At 48.2% G+C, this 17,467-nt stretch carries 17 protein-coding genes, 1 tRNA gene and 1 pseudogene; 7 read left to right on the plus strand and 12 right to left on the minus strand.

What is annotated here, in order from left to right; genetic code table 11:
* Positions 1 to 113: 113 nt before the first annotated feature.
* From pgsA to Q0460_RS05220, 11 genes and pseudogenes are all read right to left on the minus strand, one after another.
* Entirely contained in the window at positions 114 to 671 is a 558-nt protein-coding gene (gene pgsA / locus Q0460_RS05170; RefSeq protein ID WP_299085774.1) for a CDP-diacylglycerol--glycerol-3-phosphate 3-phosphatidyltransferase, read from the minus strand.
* Positions 668 to 1,447 (minus strand): enoyl-ACP reductase, encoded by a 780-nt coding sequence (locus tag Q0460_RS05175; RefSeq protein WP_299085618.1) that lies wholly within the window; start codon positions 1,445 to 1,447, stop codon positions 668 to 670. The genes pgsA and Q0460_RS05175 overlap by 4 nt, the downstream gene beginning before the upstream one ends.
* Positions 1,448 to 2,344 (minus strand): 4-hydroxy-tetrahydrodipicolinate synthase, encoded by an 897-nt coding sequence (gene dapA, locus Q0460_RS05180; RefSeq protein WP_299085621.1) that lies wholly within the window; start codon positions 2,342 to 2,344, stop codon positions 1,448 to 1,450.
* Complete coding sequence (locus Q0460_RS05185; RefSeq protein WP_299085623.1) at positions 2,337 to 3,590, minus strand: pitrilysin family protein; 1,254 nt, start codon at positions 3,588 to 3,590, stop codon at positions 2,337 to 2,339. The genes dapA and Q0460_RS05185 overlap by 8 nt, the downstream gene beginning before the upstream one ends.
* A gap of 1,010 nt (positions 3,591 to 4,600) precedes the next feature.
* Positions 4,601 to 5,653, minus strand: a pseudogene (locus Q0460_RS05190) (quinone-dependent dihydroorotate dehydrogenase); the annotation flags it as partial.
* A gap of 353 nt (positions 5,654 to 6,006) precedes the next feature.
* Complete coding sequence (locus tag Q0460_RS05195) at positions 6,007 to 7,245, minus strand: hypothetical protein (RefSeq protein WP_299085625.1); 1,239 nt, start codon at positions 7,243 to 7,245, stop codon at positions 6,007 to 6,009.
* On the minus strand, positions 7,242 to 7,538 hold the full coding sequence (locus Q0460_RS05200; protein ID WP_299085628.1) for an AtpZ/AtpI family protein: 297 nt from the start codon (positions 7,536 to 7,538) through the stop codon (positions 7,242 to 7,244). Before Q0460_RS05200 ends, Q0460_RS05195 begins: the two co-directional genes overlap by 4 nt.
* A 31-nt stretch (positions 7,539 to 7,569) precedes the next feature.
* Positions 7,570 to 8,841 carry a glutamate-1-semialdehyde 2,1-aminomutase gene (gene hemL / locus Q0460_RS05205; RefSeq protein WP_299085630.1) on the minus strand — a complete coding sequence of 424 codons (1,272 nt, stop codon included), beginning with the start codon at positions 8,839 to 8,841 and terminating at the stop codon, positions 7,570 to 7,572.
* Positions 8,838 to 9,230 (minus strand): cytochrome C oxidase subunit III, encoded by a 393-nt coding sequence (locus Q0460_RS05210; RefSeq protein WP_299085632.1) that lies wholly within the window; start codon positions 9,228 to 9,230, stop codon positions 8,838 to 8,840. Before Q0460_RS05210 ends, hemL begins: the two co-directional genes overlap by 4 nt.
* 50 nt (positions 9,231 to 9,280) lie before the next feature.
* Complete coding sequence (locus tag Q0460_RS05215; protein WP_299085634.1) at positions 9,281 to 10,522, minus strand: ArsS family sensor histidine kinase; 1,242 nt, start codon at positions 10,520 to 10,522, stop codon at positions 9,281 to 9,283.
* Positions 10,523 to 11,007: 485 nt separating this feature from the next.
* Positions 11,008 to 11,685 carry a response regulator transcription factor gene (locus tag Q0460_RS05220; RefSeq protein WP_298787186.1) on the minus strand — a complete coding sequence of 226 codons (678 nt, stop codon included), beginning with the start codon at positions 11,683 to 11,685 and terminating at the stop codon, positions 11,008 to 11,010.
* 326 nt (positions 11,686 to 12,011) lie between these two features.
* Here Q0460_RS05220 and Q0460_RS05225 point away from each other — a divergent pair, with 326 nt between their 5' ends.
* The 7 genes from Q0460_RS05225 (at position 12,012) to Q0460_RS05255 (ending at position 16,157) form a co-directional block, all read left to right on the plus strand.
* Positions 12,012 to 12,308 (plus strand): HU family DNA-binding protein, encoded by a 297-nt coding sequence (locus Q0460_RS05225; RefSeq protein ID WP_177389243.1) that lies wholly within the window; start codon positions 12,012 to 12,014, stop codon positions 12,306 to 12,308.
* Between the two features lie 70 nt (positions 12,309 to 12,378).
* Positions 12,379 to 12,465, plus strand: a tRNA-Leu gene (locus Q0460_RS05230).
* A gap of 115 nt (positions 12,466 to 12,580) precedes the next feature.
* Positions 12,581 to 14,014, plus strand: a complete 1,434-nt coding sequence (locus Q0460_RS05235; RefSeq protein ID WP_299085637.1) for an acetyl-CoA carboxylase subunit A — start codon at positions 12,581 to 12,583, stop codon at positions 14,012 to 14,014.
* 8 nt (positions 14,015 to 14,022) lie between these two features.
* The gene (locus Q0460_RS05240; RefSeq protein WP_297960022.1) at positions 14,023 to 14,292 is read left to right on the plus strand and encodes a hypothetical protein; all 270 of its coding nucleotides are present in this window, start codon (positions 14,023 to 14,025) and stop codon (positions 14,290 to 14,292) included.
* Positions 14,285 to 15,004, plus strand: a complete 720-nt coding sequence (locus Q0460_RS05245) for an arginyltransferase (RefSeq protein WP_299085639.1) — start codon at positions 14,285 to 14,287, stop codon at positions 15,002 to 15,004. Before Q0460_RS05240 ends, Q0460_RS05245 begins: the two co-directional genes overlap by 8 nt.
* Positions 15,005 to 15,269: 265 nt before the next feature.
* Positions 15,270 to 15,668, plus strand: a complete 399-nt coding sequence (locus Q0460_RS05250) for a hypothetical protein (RefSeq protein ID WP_297996637.1) — start codon at positions 15,270 to 15,272, stop codon at positions 15,666 to 15,668.
* A complete protein-coding gene (locus Q0460_RS05255) occupies positions 15,669 to 16,157 on the plus strand; it encodes a hypothetical protein (RefSeq protein WP_297996635.1) in 489 nt (162 codons plus the stop codon).
* A gap of 159 nt (positions 16,158 to 16,316) precedes the next feature.
* Here Q0460_RS05255 and Q0460_RS05260 read toward each other — a convergent pair whose 3' ends face one another.
* A complete protein-coding gene (locus Q0460_RS05260) occupies positions 16,317 to 17,135 on the minus strand; it encodes an ATP-binding protein (RefSeq protein WP_299085642.1) in 819 nt (272 codons plus the stop codon).
* Between the last annotated feature and the right edge of the window lie 332 nt (positions 17,136 to 17,467).

The following is a 17,467-nucleotide window of genomic DNA, read 5'->3' on the forward strand; positions in this document are numbered from 1 at the left end:
TAATGAGCGGCACGTAGATTTTTATCCTACATACACCCAAGGATAAGATCGCATAATTTGTGATCCATCATATTTCATTTGGTTCAAATTTTATTCCAAATTTAAACCAAACTCTAACTCTTTTTTGTCGCCTTAGCATACGCCGCGACGTATTCAAAGCCCGAATATAGCGTCAGCGCAACCGCGATCCAGAGTAGGGTGTTTGCGTAGGGCCACTGCATCGTTAGCCAGCCGATAGCGATCATCTGAAAGACCGTCTTTACCTTGCCCGCCATCGACGCGGCGACCTCTACGCCGTCGCCCGCCATCGCTACGCGAAGACCCGTGATGAAAAACTCGCGGATTAGGATCAGATAGATCGCCCACGGGCTAGCGCGTCCGATAAACATAAGCCCTAAAAAGCCCGCAAGCGTCAGCATCTTATCGGCGAGCGGATCGATGATGGCGCCTAGCCTCGTTTTTTGGTTCCAAGAGCGCGCGATGTATCCGTCAAAAAAGTCCGTGACGGAGGCGATGACGAAGACGAGCGCGGCGAAATAATCGATCCAGCTTACATGCACCGAGCCTATCATGCCGCCGTTCGCATGACCGGCTAGTAAGATCAGCCAAAAAAACAGCGGCGCCAGCGCAACGCGAAAGCTCGCTAAAATATTGGGTAAATTTAGCATTATTTAAAGGTCGTTCCGCCGTCGACGATGAAGGTGTGCCCCGTCACCCAGCTAGCCTTGCTCGAGCATAGAAATAAACATGCTCCCGCCAAATCCTGCGGCTGCCCCATGCGTCCTAGCGGGCTAAGCTCGGCGGTCTTGTCGCGCACCTCTTCGTAGTTCGTAAAGGCCCTAAGCGCGTCTGTCTCGATCGGGCCGCCGCTTACTACGTTTACGCGGATGTTTTTCTCTCCAAGCTCGGTTGCGGCGTAGCGCGCCATCGCTTCGACGGCGGCTTTTGCCGTGCCGTGACCCGCGTAGTTCTCGATATAGACTAAATTTCCCGTGGAGCTAAGCGAGATGATCGAGCCGCCGCTTACCGCCTCCATGCGTTTTGCGGCTTCTTGCGCGCCCACGACGAAGGCATTTACGGTCGCGGTAAAGATATTGTTGATGCCTCGCGGCTTTAGCCTCATAAATTTCGTGTATCCGCCCGCGACTGCGCGACCGGAGATGATGGCATTTGAGATGAAAAAATCCACTCGCGCAAAATCCTCGTCGATCTTGGCAAAGAGCTCCTTGTAGGTTTCGGGCTCTAAGATATTTAGCGCATAAGCGCGCGCCTTGATGCCGTAAGCCTTCTCAAGCTCGGTTGCTTGCGAAGTCGCTAGCTCCTCGTTGGAATTATACGTAAAAGCGATATTCGCTCCCGCAGCTGCGAATTCCAAAACGATCGCCCTGCCTATGCCTCTCGTGCCGCCGCTGATAACTAGCGTTTTTCCTTTAAATTCGTTCGTCAATTAAAATCCTTTGATAGTGTATTGTTTCATTACGTTTTCTATTTTTTTGAGGTTTTCCGCGCTCGGCTCGCAAAGCGGCAAGCGGTACTCTAAACTCGGCGTTAGGCCTGCGATATACATCGCCGCTTTGATCGGGATCGGATTGCTCTCGCAGAATAAAATTTTATTGATCGCGTAGAGATCGTCGTTGATCTGCTTGGCTTTTAAAAACTCATTTTGCAGCGCAAATTTCGTTAGTCTCGCCGTGTAATCGGGCAGTAAATTTGCAGTGACCGAGATCACGCCCTTGCCGCCGTTACTTAGGATCGGATAGTTGATCGCATCCTCGCCGCTAAGCACGCTAAGGCGCGGCTCGTGCGCGAGCAGATCGACGCATTTATCGATGCTGCCGCTGGCTTCTTTAACGCCGTAGATGTTCTCGCAGTCGTTAAAAAGCTTGATGATAGTATCTGCGGCTATGTCGCAGCCGGTGCGCCCTGGCACGTTGTAGAGCAGTACCGGCAGATCTACCGAGCTTGCGATCGCCTTGTAGTGCAGATACAGCCCCTTTTGGGTGGGTTTATTGTAGTAGGGCGCTACGGATAAAATTCCATCCGCGCCGTGAGCCTGCGCAAACTGCGCGAGCCCGATCGCTTCGTGAGTTGCGTTGCTGCCCGCGCCCGCTAGCACCTTGACGTCCGTGCCCTTGCACGCGTCTACTGCGATCTCGATACAGACACGGTGCTCGTCGTGCGTCAGTGTCGCGCTCTCGCCCGTGGTGCCAACGGGCACGACCACGCTTATGCCGTTTGCGATCTGTCTTTTGATGAGCTTGGCGTAGGTCTGCTCGTCGAGTTTGCCCTCTTTAAAAGGCGTGATCAGCGCCGTCATAGAGCCGATTATGACATTTTTATTCATCGTTTTCCTTTCGTAAGATAATGCTCGTGGAGCTTTTAAGGCTTAGATAGGTTTTCATCGCTTTTTTAACCGCGCTTTTATCTAGACTTTTGATCTCGCGCTCCAGCCTAAATAGCGCGTCCAGATCGCCGCGGACGATGTAGCTGCCGTACATCTGAGCTACCTTGCTAGCGCTGTCGAGGGAGTAGATCAGATCGCTGCTTAGGGTGTTTTTGATCTTTAACATATCATCGTCGCTTATTTTAGCTTTTTTGGCTTTTTCGATCAGCGCCAAAATTTCATCTCTTAGCGCCTCGCCGCTTACGCCCTGGTTGCAAACGGCAAAGACTATAAATAAATTCTCGTCCTTGGCGCTCATATCGTAGATGTTGATCTGATTGGCGAGCTTTTTCTCATCGACTAGCACGCGCTGCAAAAGTGAGCTCTTGCCGCCGCTAAGATATATATCCATCGCTTTGATCGCCGCGGCGTCAGGGTGGTTAAACGGCGGAATTTTAAAGGCGACTGCTACGATCTGCGCCTCGCTGTTTTTGTAAATAACGCTAAGCTTCTCGCCGTCTTGCGCGGGCTCGGTGCAGTGAAGGCACGGAATTTCGCTTTTGTTTTTTACGGGCGCGAAGTGTTTTTTGGCTGCATCAAACGCCGTCTTTTCGCCGATGTCGCCGGTGATCAGCAGCACGGCGTTTTGCGGCTGATAAAATTTAGCGTGAAATTCCTTGATATCTTTGATGCTCCAGTTTTCGATATCCTTGCGAAAGCCGATCGGCGTCCAGTGGTACGGGTGGTACAAAAACGCGGCGTTGTAGAGCCTAAAAAATAGATATCCGAACGGATCGTTATCGGTGCGCCACAGCCGCTCCTCGAGTACGACCTTGCGCTCGGGCTGAAATTCTTTGTCTTTGAGGCTTAAATTTTGCATTATGTCGGCGTAAAGATTCAAGCAAACCTCTAAATTTGAGCTCGCGCACTTTATGAAATAGTGCGTGTAATCAAAGCCCGTGCTTGCGTTGTTCACGCCGCCAAAGCCCTTTACGATCGCGTCGAACTCGCCCGCCTTGCGATTTTTCGTGGATTTAAAATTTAGATGCTCCAGCATGTGCGCGATGCCGCTTTTGCCCATCGTCTCGTCGCGCGAGCCGACGTTGTAAAACACGTCCACGCTGATGACGCCGCTGCCTTTATTCATCGGGATGTGATAAATTTGAAGCCCGTTTTGCAGCGTGATTTTCTTAAATTTCGGAAACATTAATCTTTTTTCGCCTTTCGTTTTTTGCTTGAGTTTTGCTCTGCGCTTTGGGTGTCGGTCGCTTCTTTGACCTCTTTGGCCTCGGCATTTTTAGTTTTGGCGCTGCTTCGTTTTACGTTTTTAGCCTTGGAGCTTTTGCTTTCTGCGCTACTTTTTGACGCGGCTTTAGTTGCGGTTTTATTTTTCGACGCAGTTTTAGTTGCGGTTTTATTTTTCTGCGCGGTTTTAGTTTTGGCGGTTTTACTTGCCGTGCCGCTTTGCTTTGTGTTTTTAGCCTCTAAATTCTCACTCTTTACGCCGCTTTTCGAGAAATTTTTTGCTTCGGCGCCATTTTGCTGCGAGGCGTTGTTATCCTGCACGATGTCCTTCCGTGAGGCGCCATCATCCTGCGTAATACCCTTCTGCGCGGCATCTTTTTGCGTAGCGTCCTTTGAAATTTTACCGCGTTTGGAGCTTACGCCGCTTTTTGAAATTTGACTTTGTTTTTGATCCGCATCGCTTTTGGAGGTAGTTTTTGAAATTTTATCCTGCTTATGATCCGCGCTGCCTTGCTTTGCGCTTTTAGCTTCTAAATTTTCGCTTTTTGCGCTGCTTCGTTTTGTATTTTTAACCTCGGAAATTTTGTTCTCCGCGCTACTTTGCTCGGCTGAGCTTTGATCCGTCGCGGTATCTGCGCTTACCAAGGCGTTTAAATTTGCCGAAGTGCTAGAATTTTCGTCCGATTCAGAGATTGAGTTTGTTTGAGCGCTCAGAATTTCATCTGTTTTAGCGACGAGAATTTCATCAGCTTGGGCGCTCGATATCTCGCTTTTGCCGTCGTTTAAAATTTCATCCACATCCTTGCCCTCGGGCGCGTTTGAAATTTCGCTCGTTTCCTCGCCTTTGGCTGCGTTTGAAATTTTATCCGCTTTAGCATTCGCCTCTTTGTCTTCGCAAGCGCGCAAATCCGCGCCGCTGCCGCGATTTTCCGCCTGATCGTCTCTCGCGCCGTATCCTTCGCCCGCGCGAGTTTTTAAATTTACTCCGACCGCCTCGCCGATGCTATTGAAGCCGTCTGCGCGCAGAAGCTTCGCGAGCCCCTCGTTGATCGATTTTGCGACGAACGGACCTTTGAAGATAAAGGCGGTAAAAATTTGAACCAGGCTCGCGCCCGATTTGATGCGCTCGTAGGCCTCCTGCGCGCTGTCTATGCCGCCGCAGCTGATTAGGATCGTGCGGCCGAAGAGCTCGCGAGCGACCTGTGCGAAAAGCTTTCGCGATTTTTCGGTGATCAGCCTGCCGCTTAGGCCGCCGAAGTCCCTAGCGTTGGGGCTTAGCGAGTAATCAACGCTCGTGTTGTTTATGATGATGCCGCTTGCGCCGCTTTGCACCGCGCACTCGCACAGCGCGATCGCCTGATCCGCGCTCATATCGGGCGCCAGCTTTAAGACGAGTGGTCTGTTTGTGATTTTTTTCATCGCTCCGATCAGCTCGCTTATGAAGCTGTTTTCTTGCAAAGCACGCAGATTGGGGGTGTTCGGCGAGCTTACGTTGATGATGAAAAAATCGCACAGCCCGTTAAATTTACGACCCAGGGCTTCGTAATCGCTTAGCGCGTCCTCGTTCGAAGTGGCCTTATTTTTGCCGATATTTGCGGCGATCGGGATTTTAAAAGGATAAATTTTTCGCACGCGACGCTCGATAACATCGGCGCCCTCATTGTTAAAGCCCATCGCGTTTTGAATGCTCTGCTCGCTAACGAGGCGAAAAAGTCGCGGCTTTTCGTTGCCACTTTGAGGACGCGGCGTAAAGGTGCCAAAATCGATGTGTCCGAAACCAAGAGCAGCTAGCGGCGCGATCATCGTGGCGTTTTTGTCGAATCCGCCCGCGATACCTACTGGATTATCGAAGCTTAAATTCCATATATTTTGAGTTAAAATTTCATCTTTATAAACGCCGAATTTTGCCAAAGCCTCAAGCCCGCCCGGAGTCGCATAGAGCGCGCGAAGTCCGAATTCTGCGATCTTGTGGGCGGTTTCGGGATCAAATCGAAAAAAGATTTTTTTCAAGGTATCGTAATTCATAATTTTTCCTCAAATTTTGCATAATGGTAGCTAAAATTTAATTAAATATAGATAAGGGTTTCGCGCTGAATTGCAATTCGCGGCGGTTAAATTTAATTTTAGAATTACGCGCCGAAATGCTGCGTAAAATTTCTACGGCTCACCGCGTTGATCTGAATTTACGCAGAAGTTCAAAGATGCGCGGCGCAAATTTTATAAATTTAGCGCGTCCGAGTGCGTGCTGAAACGCGCGGCGTCCGTGGCGCAGCTCGCGATGGCGGGCATCGCCGCGATTTTATCTTGCGCCAATATGCGCTCAATCCCGCTGAAGCTAAATTTTAAAATTTAAAGCGTCCACTCGCGCCGTTTGAGCTTTAGTGTGCGTCTTTGTCAGCGAAGGCAACGATCATCGTGCCCAGAGGAATGATCGTAACGCCCAAGATAATCGCCAGAGGATTTAGCAAGGACAGCTTGGCAAGCAGGTAGATCGCCGTCACGAGCGCTGCGTAGGACAAAATTTTAAACGGAGAGAAAAACGCTTCCGCAAAATTGCTCCGAACTTCGCCTCTTTTGCGCTCATCATCCCAACCATCAATGCTGTCGTCCGCGCCTTCGAAATCATCCTTTGATCCATCGCGCGCGCCGCTAATCCCGCCCCCAAAATCGCTCGTATCGTCGCCAGGCTCGCTGCTATCTACATCGCCGCCACGATTGCCGCTATCTGCGCCGTCGCTATGATTGTTACGATCTGCGCCGTCGCCCAGGCCGCCACTATCTACGTCGTCGTCCAAGTTACTGCCCGCTCCGCTTTTTAAGTCGTCGCAACGCGCGCCTATGTCGCCTTGCGAACTATCGCTAGCTTCGTCGTTTATGCCGCCGTGTGAGTTGTCGCAAGTCGCGCAATCTTTCATATTAAATTTATCGGCGGCGGCGCGTCCCAAAGCGGTTACGCCGCAAGCGGAGGTTTTGTCGTCGCTCTTCGTAGAATTTACGTCGCACTCGCCAGCGGCGGCTCTGCCGTATTCGGCGTCTAAATTTGAGCCGCGAGTAAAATTTATATCGGCGGAGCTTGCGGCGCGCTCGGCGGAGGTTTCATCGTACAGAGCGTGGCTATCATCGTTTTCGGTGCTGGTCTCGCCGCTAGTGAAATTTACCGCGCCTTTGGAATTTTGAGCATTTAAAATTTCAGCGCCTGAATTTAGATCGCTAAAGCTTTTGCTCTTTAAAATTTCATTGCCGCAAATTTTGCCGTATGAAATTTCATCGCCGCTGCTCGCGCCGCCTAGATTTTCGCCGCCAAAGCTTGCGGAATTCGTATCGTTTGCGGAAGTTTTGCCGTTCATAAAACCAGTGGAATTTTTAGGGCTTTGCCGTAAAATTTCATCGTATTTGCCGGCTCTGAGCTCATCTTCTATTTTATTGCGGTAAGCGCGAAACGAAAAATATACCGCGCCGAATGCACCCAAAAATCCAGCCTCCAAGCTAAGAAGCCACGCAAGCGCCCGCACGCCGAAAGAGCCCGAGCCGAAAAATCCTGCGCCGCAAAGCGCTAGCCCAAGCAGGGTCAACGCCGCGTTTAGCGCGCAGTATATGAGCAAAAACCGCCTATTCAATCTCGCTCATTCCATTCGTCGTCGTCGAAATTTTTCGGATCCGCCTTGTATTTCGGATCGTCCTCAAGCTCTTTTAGGCTCGAGTTTAGCGCCTTGCACGCGCGGTAAACATTCAAAAAAGCCGCCGCGATGCCGATAGCGATGCCGAGCCATAATAAAAGCAGCGAGCCTGTGAGGTGCCGCAGTCCAAGCCCGATCGCTACGCCGATGCCGATCGCTACGACGATTGAGATGCCTAGGCTGATGTCACAGGCGTCCTTTACGATTTTGTTTAAATTTTTCGTTACCCTCATCTAAAATCCGTAAAATTTTAAAATGCAGCCCTTAAAGCGCCGCCATCGCTTCATCCGCGGCGTTTAGCGCAAAGTCGATCTGCATTTCGTTCATCGTGGCGCAGATAAAGCCCGTCTCAAACTGACTAGGCGCCAAAAATACGCCGCGCTTAATCATCTCGCCGTGAAATTTCGCAAAACGCGCGGTGTCTGCCCGCAGGGCACCGTCATAGTCGCGCACTTCTTCGTCCGCAAAAAAGTAGCCGAACATCGAGCCTACGCAGGCGGTTTGAAGCGCGATGCCGCGGCGCTGCGCTATGGCGCAAAGCCCGTCCGTAAGCCTGCGCGCCAGCTCACTGAGCCTTTCGTAAAGGCCGCTGCTAGCGTAAATTTTACTTAGGCTAGCGATGCCCGCAGCCATTGCGACGGGGTTCCCGCTTAGCGTGCCTGCTTGATACACCGCTCCTAGCGGGCTTATCATATCCATGATTTCGCGCTTGCCTGCAAACGCCGCCACGCTCATGCCGCCTCCGATGACCTTGCCGAAGGTTACCAGATCGCCGCGGACGCCGTAGATGCCGTAGCTGCCTAGCTCGCTCGCGCGAAAGCCGCTCATTACCTCGTCTATTATCAGCACGATCTTTTTCTCGTCGCACAGCGCGCGAAGCTCGGTCAAAAATTCGGGACTCGCCGGCACCAAGCCCATATTTCCCGCGATCGGCTCGATGATGATCGTGCCGATGTCATTTTGCGCTAGGACGTCCTTTACACTTTGTATGTCGTTGTATCTGGCTAGGTAGGTGTTTTTTGCGACGTCCTGCGGTACGCCCGCGCTGCTTGCGTTACCGAAGGTGCTTGCGCCGCTGCCTGCTTTGACGAGCAGACTGTCGCTGTGGCCGTGGTAGCAGCCCTCAAATTTTAAAATTTTATCTCGTCCGCTAAAGGCGCGCGCAAGGCGGATCGCGCTCATCGTAGCTTCCGTGCCGCTGCTGGTAAAGCGGATCTTATCTAGGAAATCGAAATTTTTTAGCACCAGCGAGGCAAGCTGCGTCTCAAGCGGGCTGGATGCGCCGAAGCTTAGCCCCTTTTTGGCGGTTTGCACAACGGCGCGCTCAATGTCAGCATCGGCGTGACCGAAGATGAGCGGGCCCCAGCTCTGCACGAAGTCGAGATATTTTTTGCCCTCGACGTCGTAGATGTACGAGCCCTCGCCGCGATCCACCATAAAAGGCTCGCTGCCTACGTTGCCGAATGCTCGCACCGGCGAATCGACGCCGCCGGGGATAAGTTTTTGCGCTGCTAAAAATTCGTCGTGATTATTCATTTTTTCTCCTTCTTTTTGGGTTGATTTATCGATTTTATATATTTGTAGATGATGATGATCTCGTTTTGCGTCAGGAAGTAGCTTGGCATCACGTCGCGCGAGCTGCTGATCCCGTCGGCGAGCTCCTGAAGCGATAGAGCGTTAATCGGCGGCGCGTTTAGGGCGCGCTCGTAGTAGGCGCCCGCGGTGCGGTTAAATTCTTTATACGTCGCGATCAGCAAGCCCTCGCCCTTCTCGCCGTGGCACTTGTCGCAGCCGATGCCGCGGGGGTTTTTATACAGCATCGCGCCGTATTCTTCGTCGGTGATGAAGCTCTCGGCTTGTGCGCCGCGAGGTAGAAAAAATATGGTCGCGTTTAAAAACAGCGCTAAAAATATGAAATTTCGCATCTTCTCGTTTCGAATTTTTGGCGCAATAATATAAAAAATGTGCTTAAATTTCATAACGTAGCTATCTTTTCGATTCCCTCGAAATAAAAGACATTTAGCTCGTTCTGCCTGCGGTAGAGGAATTTTAGCCCGTGCGCCTTGGCGATGTTATCGACAATGTAAAGCCCAAGGCCGAAGCTTTGTTTGGCGTTCGTGCCCTTGACGAAGGCCTCTTTGTAGTAGCTAAAGTCCTTCTGCAGCGGCTCGCCGAGCGTTATAAAGTCCATCGTCTCGGCGTTTAGGCGGATTAAAATTTTACCGTCTGCGGCGTATTTTACGGCGTTGTCGATTAAATTTTTCACCGCGACGCAAAAGAGCTTCAGATCGACGTTTAAGCTCAGGCCTAGCGGATTTTGCAGCGTTACGCAGCCGGGCTCGATCATCGCGATACTAAGCGCTTCTTTTAAAATTTCATCCATTGAAAAAATCCCGCATTCGCCTAGCGCCGTGCCCGCAGTCGCGCGCTCGACTGCCGCAAATTCGTTGATTAGACTCTCCAGTCGCTCAAAGACCGAGATGAGGCGCTCCTGATTTTTGCCGTGCTCGATCATCTCGACGGCGATGCGACCCTTTGTGATGGGAGTTTTAAGCTCGTGCATTATGTTTCGCAAAAACAGATGGCGCGATTCGTTAAGCTTATTTATCTGCGTGACCGCCTCGTAAAATGCGTGCGAAACCTCGGAAATTTCGTCGTTTCCCGCGCTTACGTCCTTGATCTGAAGATCGCCTTTAGCAAATTTATCGATCTGGCGCTTGAGTTTGCGAAGAGGGCGAATTTTGCGGATGATGAAAATATACGCAAGCAGGATGATCACCAAAATGACGCCATAGATCGCTTTGAAAATATCGTAGCGGTAGGGCTGATACTCCTTGTCGTTTAAAAGCCGCGTCTCGCCAGCGTGAGTGATTTTTAGATAGTGCTTGCGTTTAAAAAGCAAGATGTCTGCAGAGCCGATGTCTGCGGAGATGCTGTCTAAAATTTCAGCGCCTTTAATGATCTCATCGCGCTTGGCTTCATCGCGGATGGTCGAAAACTCGAAATTCGCGACTTGCCGTTCGTATTCGACATCGCTGATGAGCTTGCTCATTTGATATAGGTTCGCGCGCGCAACGATGGAGTATTTGGAGTTTAGCTCGCGGGTGTAGTTTTGCTGATCGTAGCCAATGAGCCAGAGTAGAGCGAGCGAAACGCCCACGGCAGCAAGCGCGAAGATGAACGTGATGGTATAAAAAATCGACGATCTGACTTTCATTAAATTTATATGATCCTTAAATTTTTAAAATTTCAAAGCTTTGAAGCCGCGGGCTTGCTTTAGTTTTGGCGCGCGGACCGGCTTGCCCTACTTTAAATTTACGGCGCGGCTTAAAGGCGCGCTGCTTTAAATTTTAAAATTTTACTGCAAAGCAGGGCGCTTTTAAATTTAATAGCCGCGCTGCTTTAAATTTTAAAATTTTTCTCGCTGCCCTGGGCTCTGTCTTTTACAACTCGCCTCGCGCGTAGAGCCGAACTGCTTGTCAAATTCGACGATAAAATCCCGCGCGCATCTAACCGCGTGCTAAATTTATAACTACAAATTTTATCGTAAAATTTTAACGCTTCAGTTGCGGCGTCTTAAATTCAAAGGGCAAAATCGCGCGAGCCGGCTTGCGATTTCAGTTTCGCCGCGCGAGTGCCTATTAAATTTTAAAGCCGCGGGCGGCTAAATTCTATCGCGCCGCCCGCCGGACGCAAGTGCGCTCATTGTATCAGCTTGTATCCTACGCCGCGGATAGCATGGATGTAGCTGGGCGCTTTGGACGTTTCGCCGAGCTTTAGGCGTATGCGGCCGATGATGACGTCGATGCTCTTGCTCGAGGACTCCTCGCTTATGGAGCTGCAGTTATAGATGAGCTCCTCGCGGGTGATCGCGCCGCCTTCCTTTTTGATGAGATACGAAAGCACGTCGTATTCGGCGATGGTGAGCGACAGGGGCTGTCCTTTGAAGCTGATGACGTGGCGGAAATCGTCCACTTCGAGGTCTTTTTTTGGCTTTGCGGCGCGCTGGATAGAGTTTATGTCGTAGCGCTCGATGTGGCGTTTGATGCGCGCTAAAAGCTCTTGCGGATTATAGGGCTTTGGCAGATAATCGTCCGCGCCGAAGTCAAAAGCGTTGATCTTATCGGTCAGATCGTGGCGGGCGCTTGAGATTATGATCGGTATATCGGTGTTTTTGCGGATCTCTTTGCAGACCTCAAGCCCATCCATCCCAGGAAGCGTGAGATCTAAAATCACGAGGTTGAAATTTTCTAAATTTAACTTAGAAAGCCCCAAGAACGGATCGTCCGCGACGGTTACGTCAATATCGTATTGTTGCAGATATTCGCTTAAAATTTCGGCGAGCTCTAAATCGTCCTCTATCATTAAAATTTTAGTCATAAAAAACCTTTGAAATTTTGCGCGGATTATAACAAAATATAGTTTATATATTTTAAAGCGGCAAATTTGGGCGAAATTTTACAAAAATGAAGCTCGGAGAGGAGAAATTTTAAAATTTTTCAAAACCGGGCGAAATTTCAAAAATCAGCCCCAAAAATATGGCGGAATTTTGAAATTTAAAGAAGCAAAATCTGGAAAATTGACGAATTTGGGCTAAATTCGGCTAAATTTTGCCGATTTTTGCGTTTTTTTCTTAAAAAACTATTGTATTTTTTGCGAAACTATTGTAGAATACCGCCGAAACCACTTTATTTTAAAGGATTAGCATGAAAAAAGCTGATTTTATCCAAGTAGTTGCCGAGAAGGCAGGTCTTTCTAAAAAAGATACCGTTAAGGTAGTAGATTCTGCACTTGAGGCTATCAAAGAGCTTTTGGTAAAAGGTGATGACATAAGCTTCATCGGCTTCGGATCTTTCGGCATCGCAGAGCGTGCAGCTCGCGAGGGTAAAGTTCCTGGCACAAACAGAACTTACAAATCTCCTGCTACTAAAGTAGTAAAATTTAAAGTCGGCAAACAGCTAAAAGAGGCTGTTGCAGCTGCAAAAGGCAAGAAGAAAAAATAATTTTCTTGCTCCAAGCCCCGTCTTCGGGGCTTATCTTTTTTAAATTTATACAATCATAACTTTTCAAAATGCCCGAGTGGTGAAATTGGTAGACGCACCAGACTCAAAATCTGGCGAGGGCGACCTCGTGTCGGTTCGATTCCGACCTCGGGCACCATAAATCTTCTTTAAATTTTATCCGTAATTTCAACCGCCTTTTGTAAATTTCAACTTGCTATAAAATTTTTTATACTATTATTACCGCGGTATTTCTTTAAAAAAGGCAATTATTTATGATACGTAAAATTCTTATCGCTAATCGCGGCGAGATCGCGGTTAGGATCATTAGGGCCTGCAGAGATCTGCATATCGGAAGCGTCGCGATCTACACCAAACCCGACGTTGATTGTTTGCACGTAAAAATCGCCGACGAGGCCTACGAGGTAAGCACCGATGCGCTAAAAGGCTATCTGAACGCCAAAAAGATCGTCGAAGTCGCCAAAGAGTGCGGCGCTGATGCGATACATCCAGGATACGGCTTTTTGAGCGAGAATTACGACTTTGCAAGAGAAGTCGAGGACGCGGGTATTATTTTCATCGGCCCAAAGCCCGACGTTATTCGCAAAATGGGCAACAAAAACATTGCTCGCTATCTAATGCGCAAAAACGGCATTCCGATCGTGCCCGGCACCGAGAAGCTAAATCACGAGAGCATGGATACGATTAAAAAATATGCGCGGGAGATCGGCTACCCCGTGATTTTAAAAGCTAGCGGCGGCGGCGGCGGACGCGGTATCCGCGAGGTGTGGGAAGAGAAGGATATGGAGAGCGCCTACGACTCGTGCACGAGGGAGGCGAAGACCTTTTTTAACAACGATGAAATTTTTATGGAAAAACTCGTCGTCAAGCCGCGCCACATCGAGTTTCAGATCATCGGCGATAATTACGGCAACATCATTCACCTTTGCGAGCGCGATTGCTCGATCCAGCGCCGCCACCAAAAGATCATCGAGATTGCGCCGTGCCCCTCGATAAGCGAGCATCTGCGAAAGACGATGGGTACGACCGCGGTAGCTGCGGCAAAAGCGGTGAATTACACAAACGTCGGCACGGTGGAATTTTTGCTCGATGACTACAACAACTTCTATTTTATGGAGATGAATACCCGTATCCAGGTCGAGCACGGCATCACCGAGGAAGTTACGGGCGTCGATCTGGTCGTGCGCCAGATCCGCATAGCAAACGGCGAAATTTTAGAGCTTGAGCAAAGTGATATTAAGCCGCACGGCTACGCGATCGAGGCGCGCATTACCTCTGAAAATGTCTGGAAAAATTTCACCCCGGTCCCCGGCACCGTTAGTGATTATTATCCCGCGCTAGGTCCCTCCGTGCGCGTTGATAGCCATATCTACAAGGGTTATAAAATTCCGCCGTTTTACGACTCGCTTCTAGCCAAGCTCATCATCAAAACCACCGACTACGACCTAGCCGTTAATAAGCTAGAGCGCGCGCTGAAGGAGTTTCGCATCGAGGGAGTGCGCACCATCATTCCGTTTTTGCTTAGCATCAGCAAATCGCGCGAATTCCGACTCGGCTTTTTCGACACGAGCTACGTAGAGAAAAATTTAGACAAAATTTTAGAAAACACCATCGACGATATGCAGCCGAATAAAAACGAAGCGATCGCCGCTATCATCGCTGCGATGCGTAAATCTGCGCGGATTTAGGAAAGAGCATGGATTTTTTAGATAGCCTAAAAGATATAAAAAAGGATATGCTTAAGGACAAGGCGGCAAGCTCCGCCCCCAAAAAGCCTAAAAGGCCCAATCCAAATCGCGATGAGTTTAAAGATATTTTCAGAGATGATGATAGCGGGGGCGGCTTAGACGGCGTCGCAGAGGAATTTGACGTAGCCAAAGAGAGCATCGCCGCACGCGAAAAGCGTCTTAAAGACGAGTTTTTAAAATACGTGGACGCGGCGAATATCAAAAAGCTGAATGACTGAAATTCCATTTTGCACGCTGGATTTTGCCTGCCCCTATCTGGACGGCAGAGCCGCGCGCAGCGAGTATCTCTACATAAAAGACTGCGACTTCGAGTATAATTCAAGCTTAGTGCAGCACGGCTACCGCCGCTTCGGCAGGTATTTTCAAAAGCCCATTTGCGCAGCTTGTGCAGAGTGTAAAAGTTTGCGCATCGATGCCGCAAATTTTAAGTTTAGCAGATCGCACCGCCGCGTCTATAAAAATAATCGCACGACCGCCTATGTATGGCAATCTCGCCCGCTTTTAAACGATGCGCGTTTAGAACTTTTCGCGCTTTATCACGACTACATGCATCTAAAAAAAGGCTGGCCTCTGCAAGAGATCGATTTTAGGCGATATGATGAAATTTACGTCCAGGGCCACGGCGACTTCGGCAAAGAAATTTCTTACTACGGTGAGGACGGACGGCTTATCTGCGTCGATCTCATTGATATCGTGGATGACGGCATCAGCTCGGTGTATTGCTACTACGATCCGTATTTGCCGCATCTAAGTCTGGGTAAATTTTCGCTTTTAAAACAGATCGAGTTTGCCCAAGATTTGGGGTTGCGTTGGATTTATTTGGGCTATGCGGTTGAGCAGTGCCCGAGCCTGGCGTATAAATTTAGCTACGAGCCGTATGAAATTTTATCTAACTATTCTGGCCTAAACGAAAAGGCGACCTGGAAATAGATAGTATAAATTCGGCGTTAATGCTTGTTATTTTATGCTTTTGGATATCTGTTATAGTTGCCAACTTTTCGTTTGCGGAAATCAATTCTTATTAAAGTCTATGAAGTTTAAATCAAATCCTAGTATATTTTTTGCTACGTAGCATTTTATTTTAAAAATTTATGTATTAAATCAAAAAACTATTTAAATTATATTAATTTTTTAAGGTATCTTTTATATGCACGTCTATATAATTCCAGCTAATTTTTTCATTAAAGGAGTTTAGTTGAAATATATTTTTTGTATTATGGTTGCGTTACTATTTTGCGGTTGCGGGCAAAAATATAGAGAAATTTTACTTGTACCGGATAGTAAAAAAATCGGCATAAAAAGTTTCTATGTAGTTAAAAACCCGTCTGATCAAAGTGGTATCTCTGGTATGATTGAACGTTCTATATCTCGTCAAGGTTTTAATATTACATCCGATCAAAAAAGTGCAGATTTAGTAGTGACCTATGATGTTATACATCTAAGTTATGGAGTACTCTATATTTTCTTTAGAGATGCTAAAGATAATTTTCCTATGGTTATATGTAATGACATACGATATGGCTCTGAGGCCATAAATAGAGAACTTGCGGTTCAAGAAATAATCGAAGCCATGCTGAAAAAAGAAGGAATTTAGATGAGATATGCATTAATTTTAATTACGGCGCTACTTTTAGGTGGTTGTGTCCAAAAGACCACTTATACCGAGCTTACACCAAATTTTGCAGGGGTAAATACGTTTAATAAAAGTGTAGAAATTCACGCTTCGGGTGTGGCAATGCAAGAAACGGGGTTTTATGATGAATTTGAAAAGGCGATTGGAGAGAGCATACAAAGATCTAATTTGTTTACTCAAGTAGCTACAAATGGTTCAGATGTAACTCTAAATGCATTTTTGGTTAGAGTCTCCATGCCAATAATGGCCCTTAGTTTTGACGCTACAGTAGAGGTTGCATGGACGTTAAAACAGAATGGACAAGTGATTTATAGACGCTCATTTACGACTAGCTCATCTCAAGTTCGAGTGAGTTTTGCTGCAGCAGATCGTGCAAAATCTGCAATCAATGCAGCGGTAAAAGAAAATATTGCTCTTGCGCTTACCGATATATCGAGGCAGAAGCTTTAAGAAAAAAGATATATTCAGGATATGAATTTAGTTAAATTCTATGTCTTAAGATATTAAGCTTTGTAGAGTGGCTATTTGAGACTACTTGCAAATTCCTAAGCCGATTTGAAATTTACAAATTTTAAATCGGCTTGAGAAGTTGTGGAATTTTTAAAATTTTTATGGCAAATTTATCAGCTCGACTTTGTTTTCCAGCGTTTTTGGGATCAATAAAACCTTGCCGTCGCTTGAGATGTCCGCAGGTCTTTGCATCGCGCCGAGGTTTATTTTGCGTATCTGTCCGTTCGCATCGATACGCCAAATTTTACCGCTTAAAAGGTTCTCACCCCAGTCGCTAATTAAAATTTCGCCGTCTTTTCCGCGCGCTATGCCGTAGAAAACCCCTTTCATATCGGCAAAGATCGAAATTTCGCGAGATTTAAGATCCATGCTTAGCACTCGTCCGTCGGTCTTGCCCGCGGGATCAAAAGTCGTGATCAAAAGCCTCTCGCCTTTAGCCAAAAGCCCGTTTGGACTGCCTAGCGATGGATCGATGCGTGCAAACTCTTCTGCAACGCGCGAGAGCAGATCGATACGCCAGATCGTCCCACGCGAGGGATCGCTTGCGAGCAAAACCTCGCTGCCGAGCGTCGTAATGTCGCCAAGAGACTGCGCTCCTTCGATTTTTAGGTTAAAAACCTCCTCGCCTTTGGTAAAACCCCTGATCGTATCGATATCGCAGACATACAGCACATCTGCGATCTGCGCCATTCCGCCCGGATTTACCAGATCGTCTATAAAATTCGTCTCAACGACACCCGAGTTTTTTACTATGCGGCTGATGAAGCCGTCGCGCTCTTGTGGATCTTCGCTACTGCCACGATTTGCGATATAAAAAGCGTCATCGGTAATGAGCGAACCACTAGGTGCGCTAAATCCGTCGATCTCTAGGCCAAAAAGCGCGCCCGCCAAGGCGCACGAAAGTAGAACTTTTTTCATAATCTCTCCTTGATCTCGCCAAAATTTTAAGAATTTTAAAATTTTAAGGGAAGCGACGAGTGCTGGGTTAAAATTTTAAAATTCGCAGCGAGCTTTAAGATGAGCGAAATTTAAACCCGCAGAGCAAATAAAAGCGCAATTTTAATTAAACAAGGTGGCTTAATCGGCAAAATTCTAGCGGGTTGGAAGGCCTTGCTTCGCGCGTCGCTTTTAATTTGATGCGTCGAAGCTGAAGCGAGTAGGTTTTGTGTGCGCTTTAGTTTATGCCATCACTCGCGGAATTTAGCCGTGAAATTAGACAGCATCTCGCGCGTAATTTCAAGCACCGTTGC

The organism is uncultured Campylobacter sp. (genome assembly GCF_937980635.1).
Classification (GTDB): domain Bacteria; phylum Campylobacterota; class Campylobacteria; order Campylobacterales; family Campylobacteraceae; genus Campylobacter_B.

Excerpts from the sequence above, each read along its gene's own strand:
- dapA (WP_299085621.1), bottom strand. The coding sequence starts at position 2,344 with ATGAATAAAAATGTCATAATCGGCTCTATGACGGCGCTGATCACGCCT.
- Q0460_RS05185 (WP_299085623.1), bottom strand. The coding sequence starts at position 3,590 with ATGTTTCCGAAATTTAAGAAAATCACGCTGCAAAACGGGCTTCAAATT.
- Q0460_RS05200 (WP_299085628.1), bottom strand. The coding sequence starts at position 7,538 with ATGAGGGTAACGAAAAATTTAAACAAAATCGTAAAGGACGCCTGTGAC.
- hemL (WP_299085630.1), bottom strand. The coding sequence starts at position 8,841 with ATGAATAATCACGACGAATTTTTAGCAGCGCAAAAACTTATCCCCGGC.
- Q0460_RS05210 (WP_299085632.1), bottom strand. The coding sequence starts at position 9,230 with ATGCGAAATTTCATATTTTTAGCGCTGTTTTTAAACGCGACCATATTT.
- Q0460_RS05215 (WP_299085634.1), bottom strand. The coding sequence starts at position 10,522 with ATGAAAGTCAGATCGTCGATTTTTTATACCATCACGTTCATCTTCGCG.
- Q0460_RS05220 (WP_298787186.1), bottom strand. The coding sequence starts at position 11,685 with ATGACTAAAATTTTAATGATAGAGGACGATTTAGAGCTCGCCGAAATT.
- Q0460_RS05225 (WP_177389243.1), top strand. The coding sequence starts at position 12,012 with ATGAAAAAAGCTGATTTTATCCAAGTAGTTGCCGAGAAGGCAGGTCTT.
- Q0460_RS05235 (WP_299085637.1), top strand. The coding sequence starts at position 12,581 with ATGATACGTAAAATTCTTATCGCTAATCGCGGCGAGATCGCGGTTAGG.
- Q0460_RS05240 (WP_297960022.1), top strand. The coding sequence starts at position 14,023 with ATGGATTTTTTAGATAGCCTAAAAGATATAAAAAAGGATATGCTTAAG.
- Q0460_RS05245 (WP_299085639.1), top strand. The coding sequence starts at position 14,285 with ATGACTGAAATTCCATTTTGCACGCTGGATTTTGCCTGCCCCTATCTG.
- Q0460_RS05255 (WP_297996635.1), top strand. The coding sequence starts at position 15,669 with ATGAGATATGCATTAATTTTAATTACGGCGCTACTTTTAGGTGGTTGT.
- Q0460_RS05260 (WP_299085642.1), bottom strand. The coding sequence starts at position 17,135 with ATGAAAAAAGTTCTACTTTCGTGCGCCTTGGCGGGCGCGCTTTTTGGC.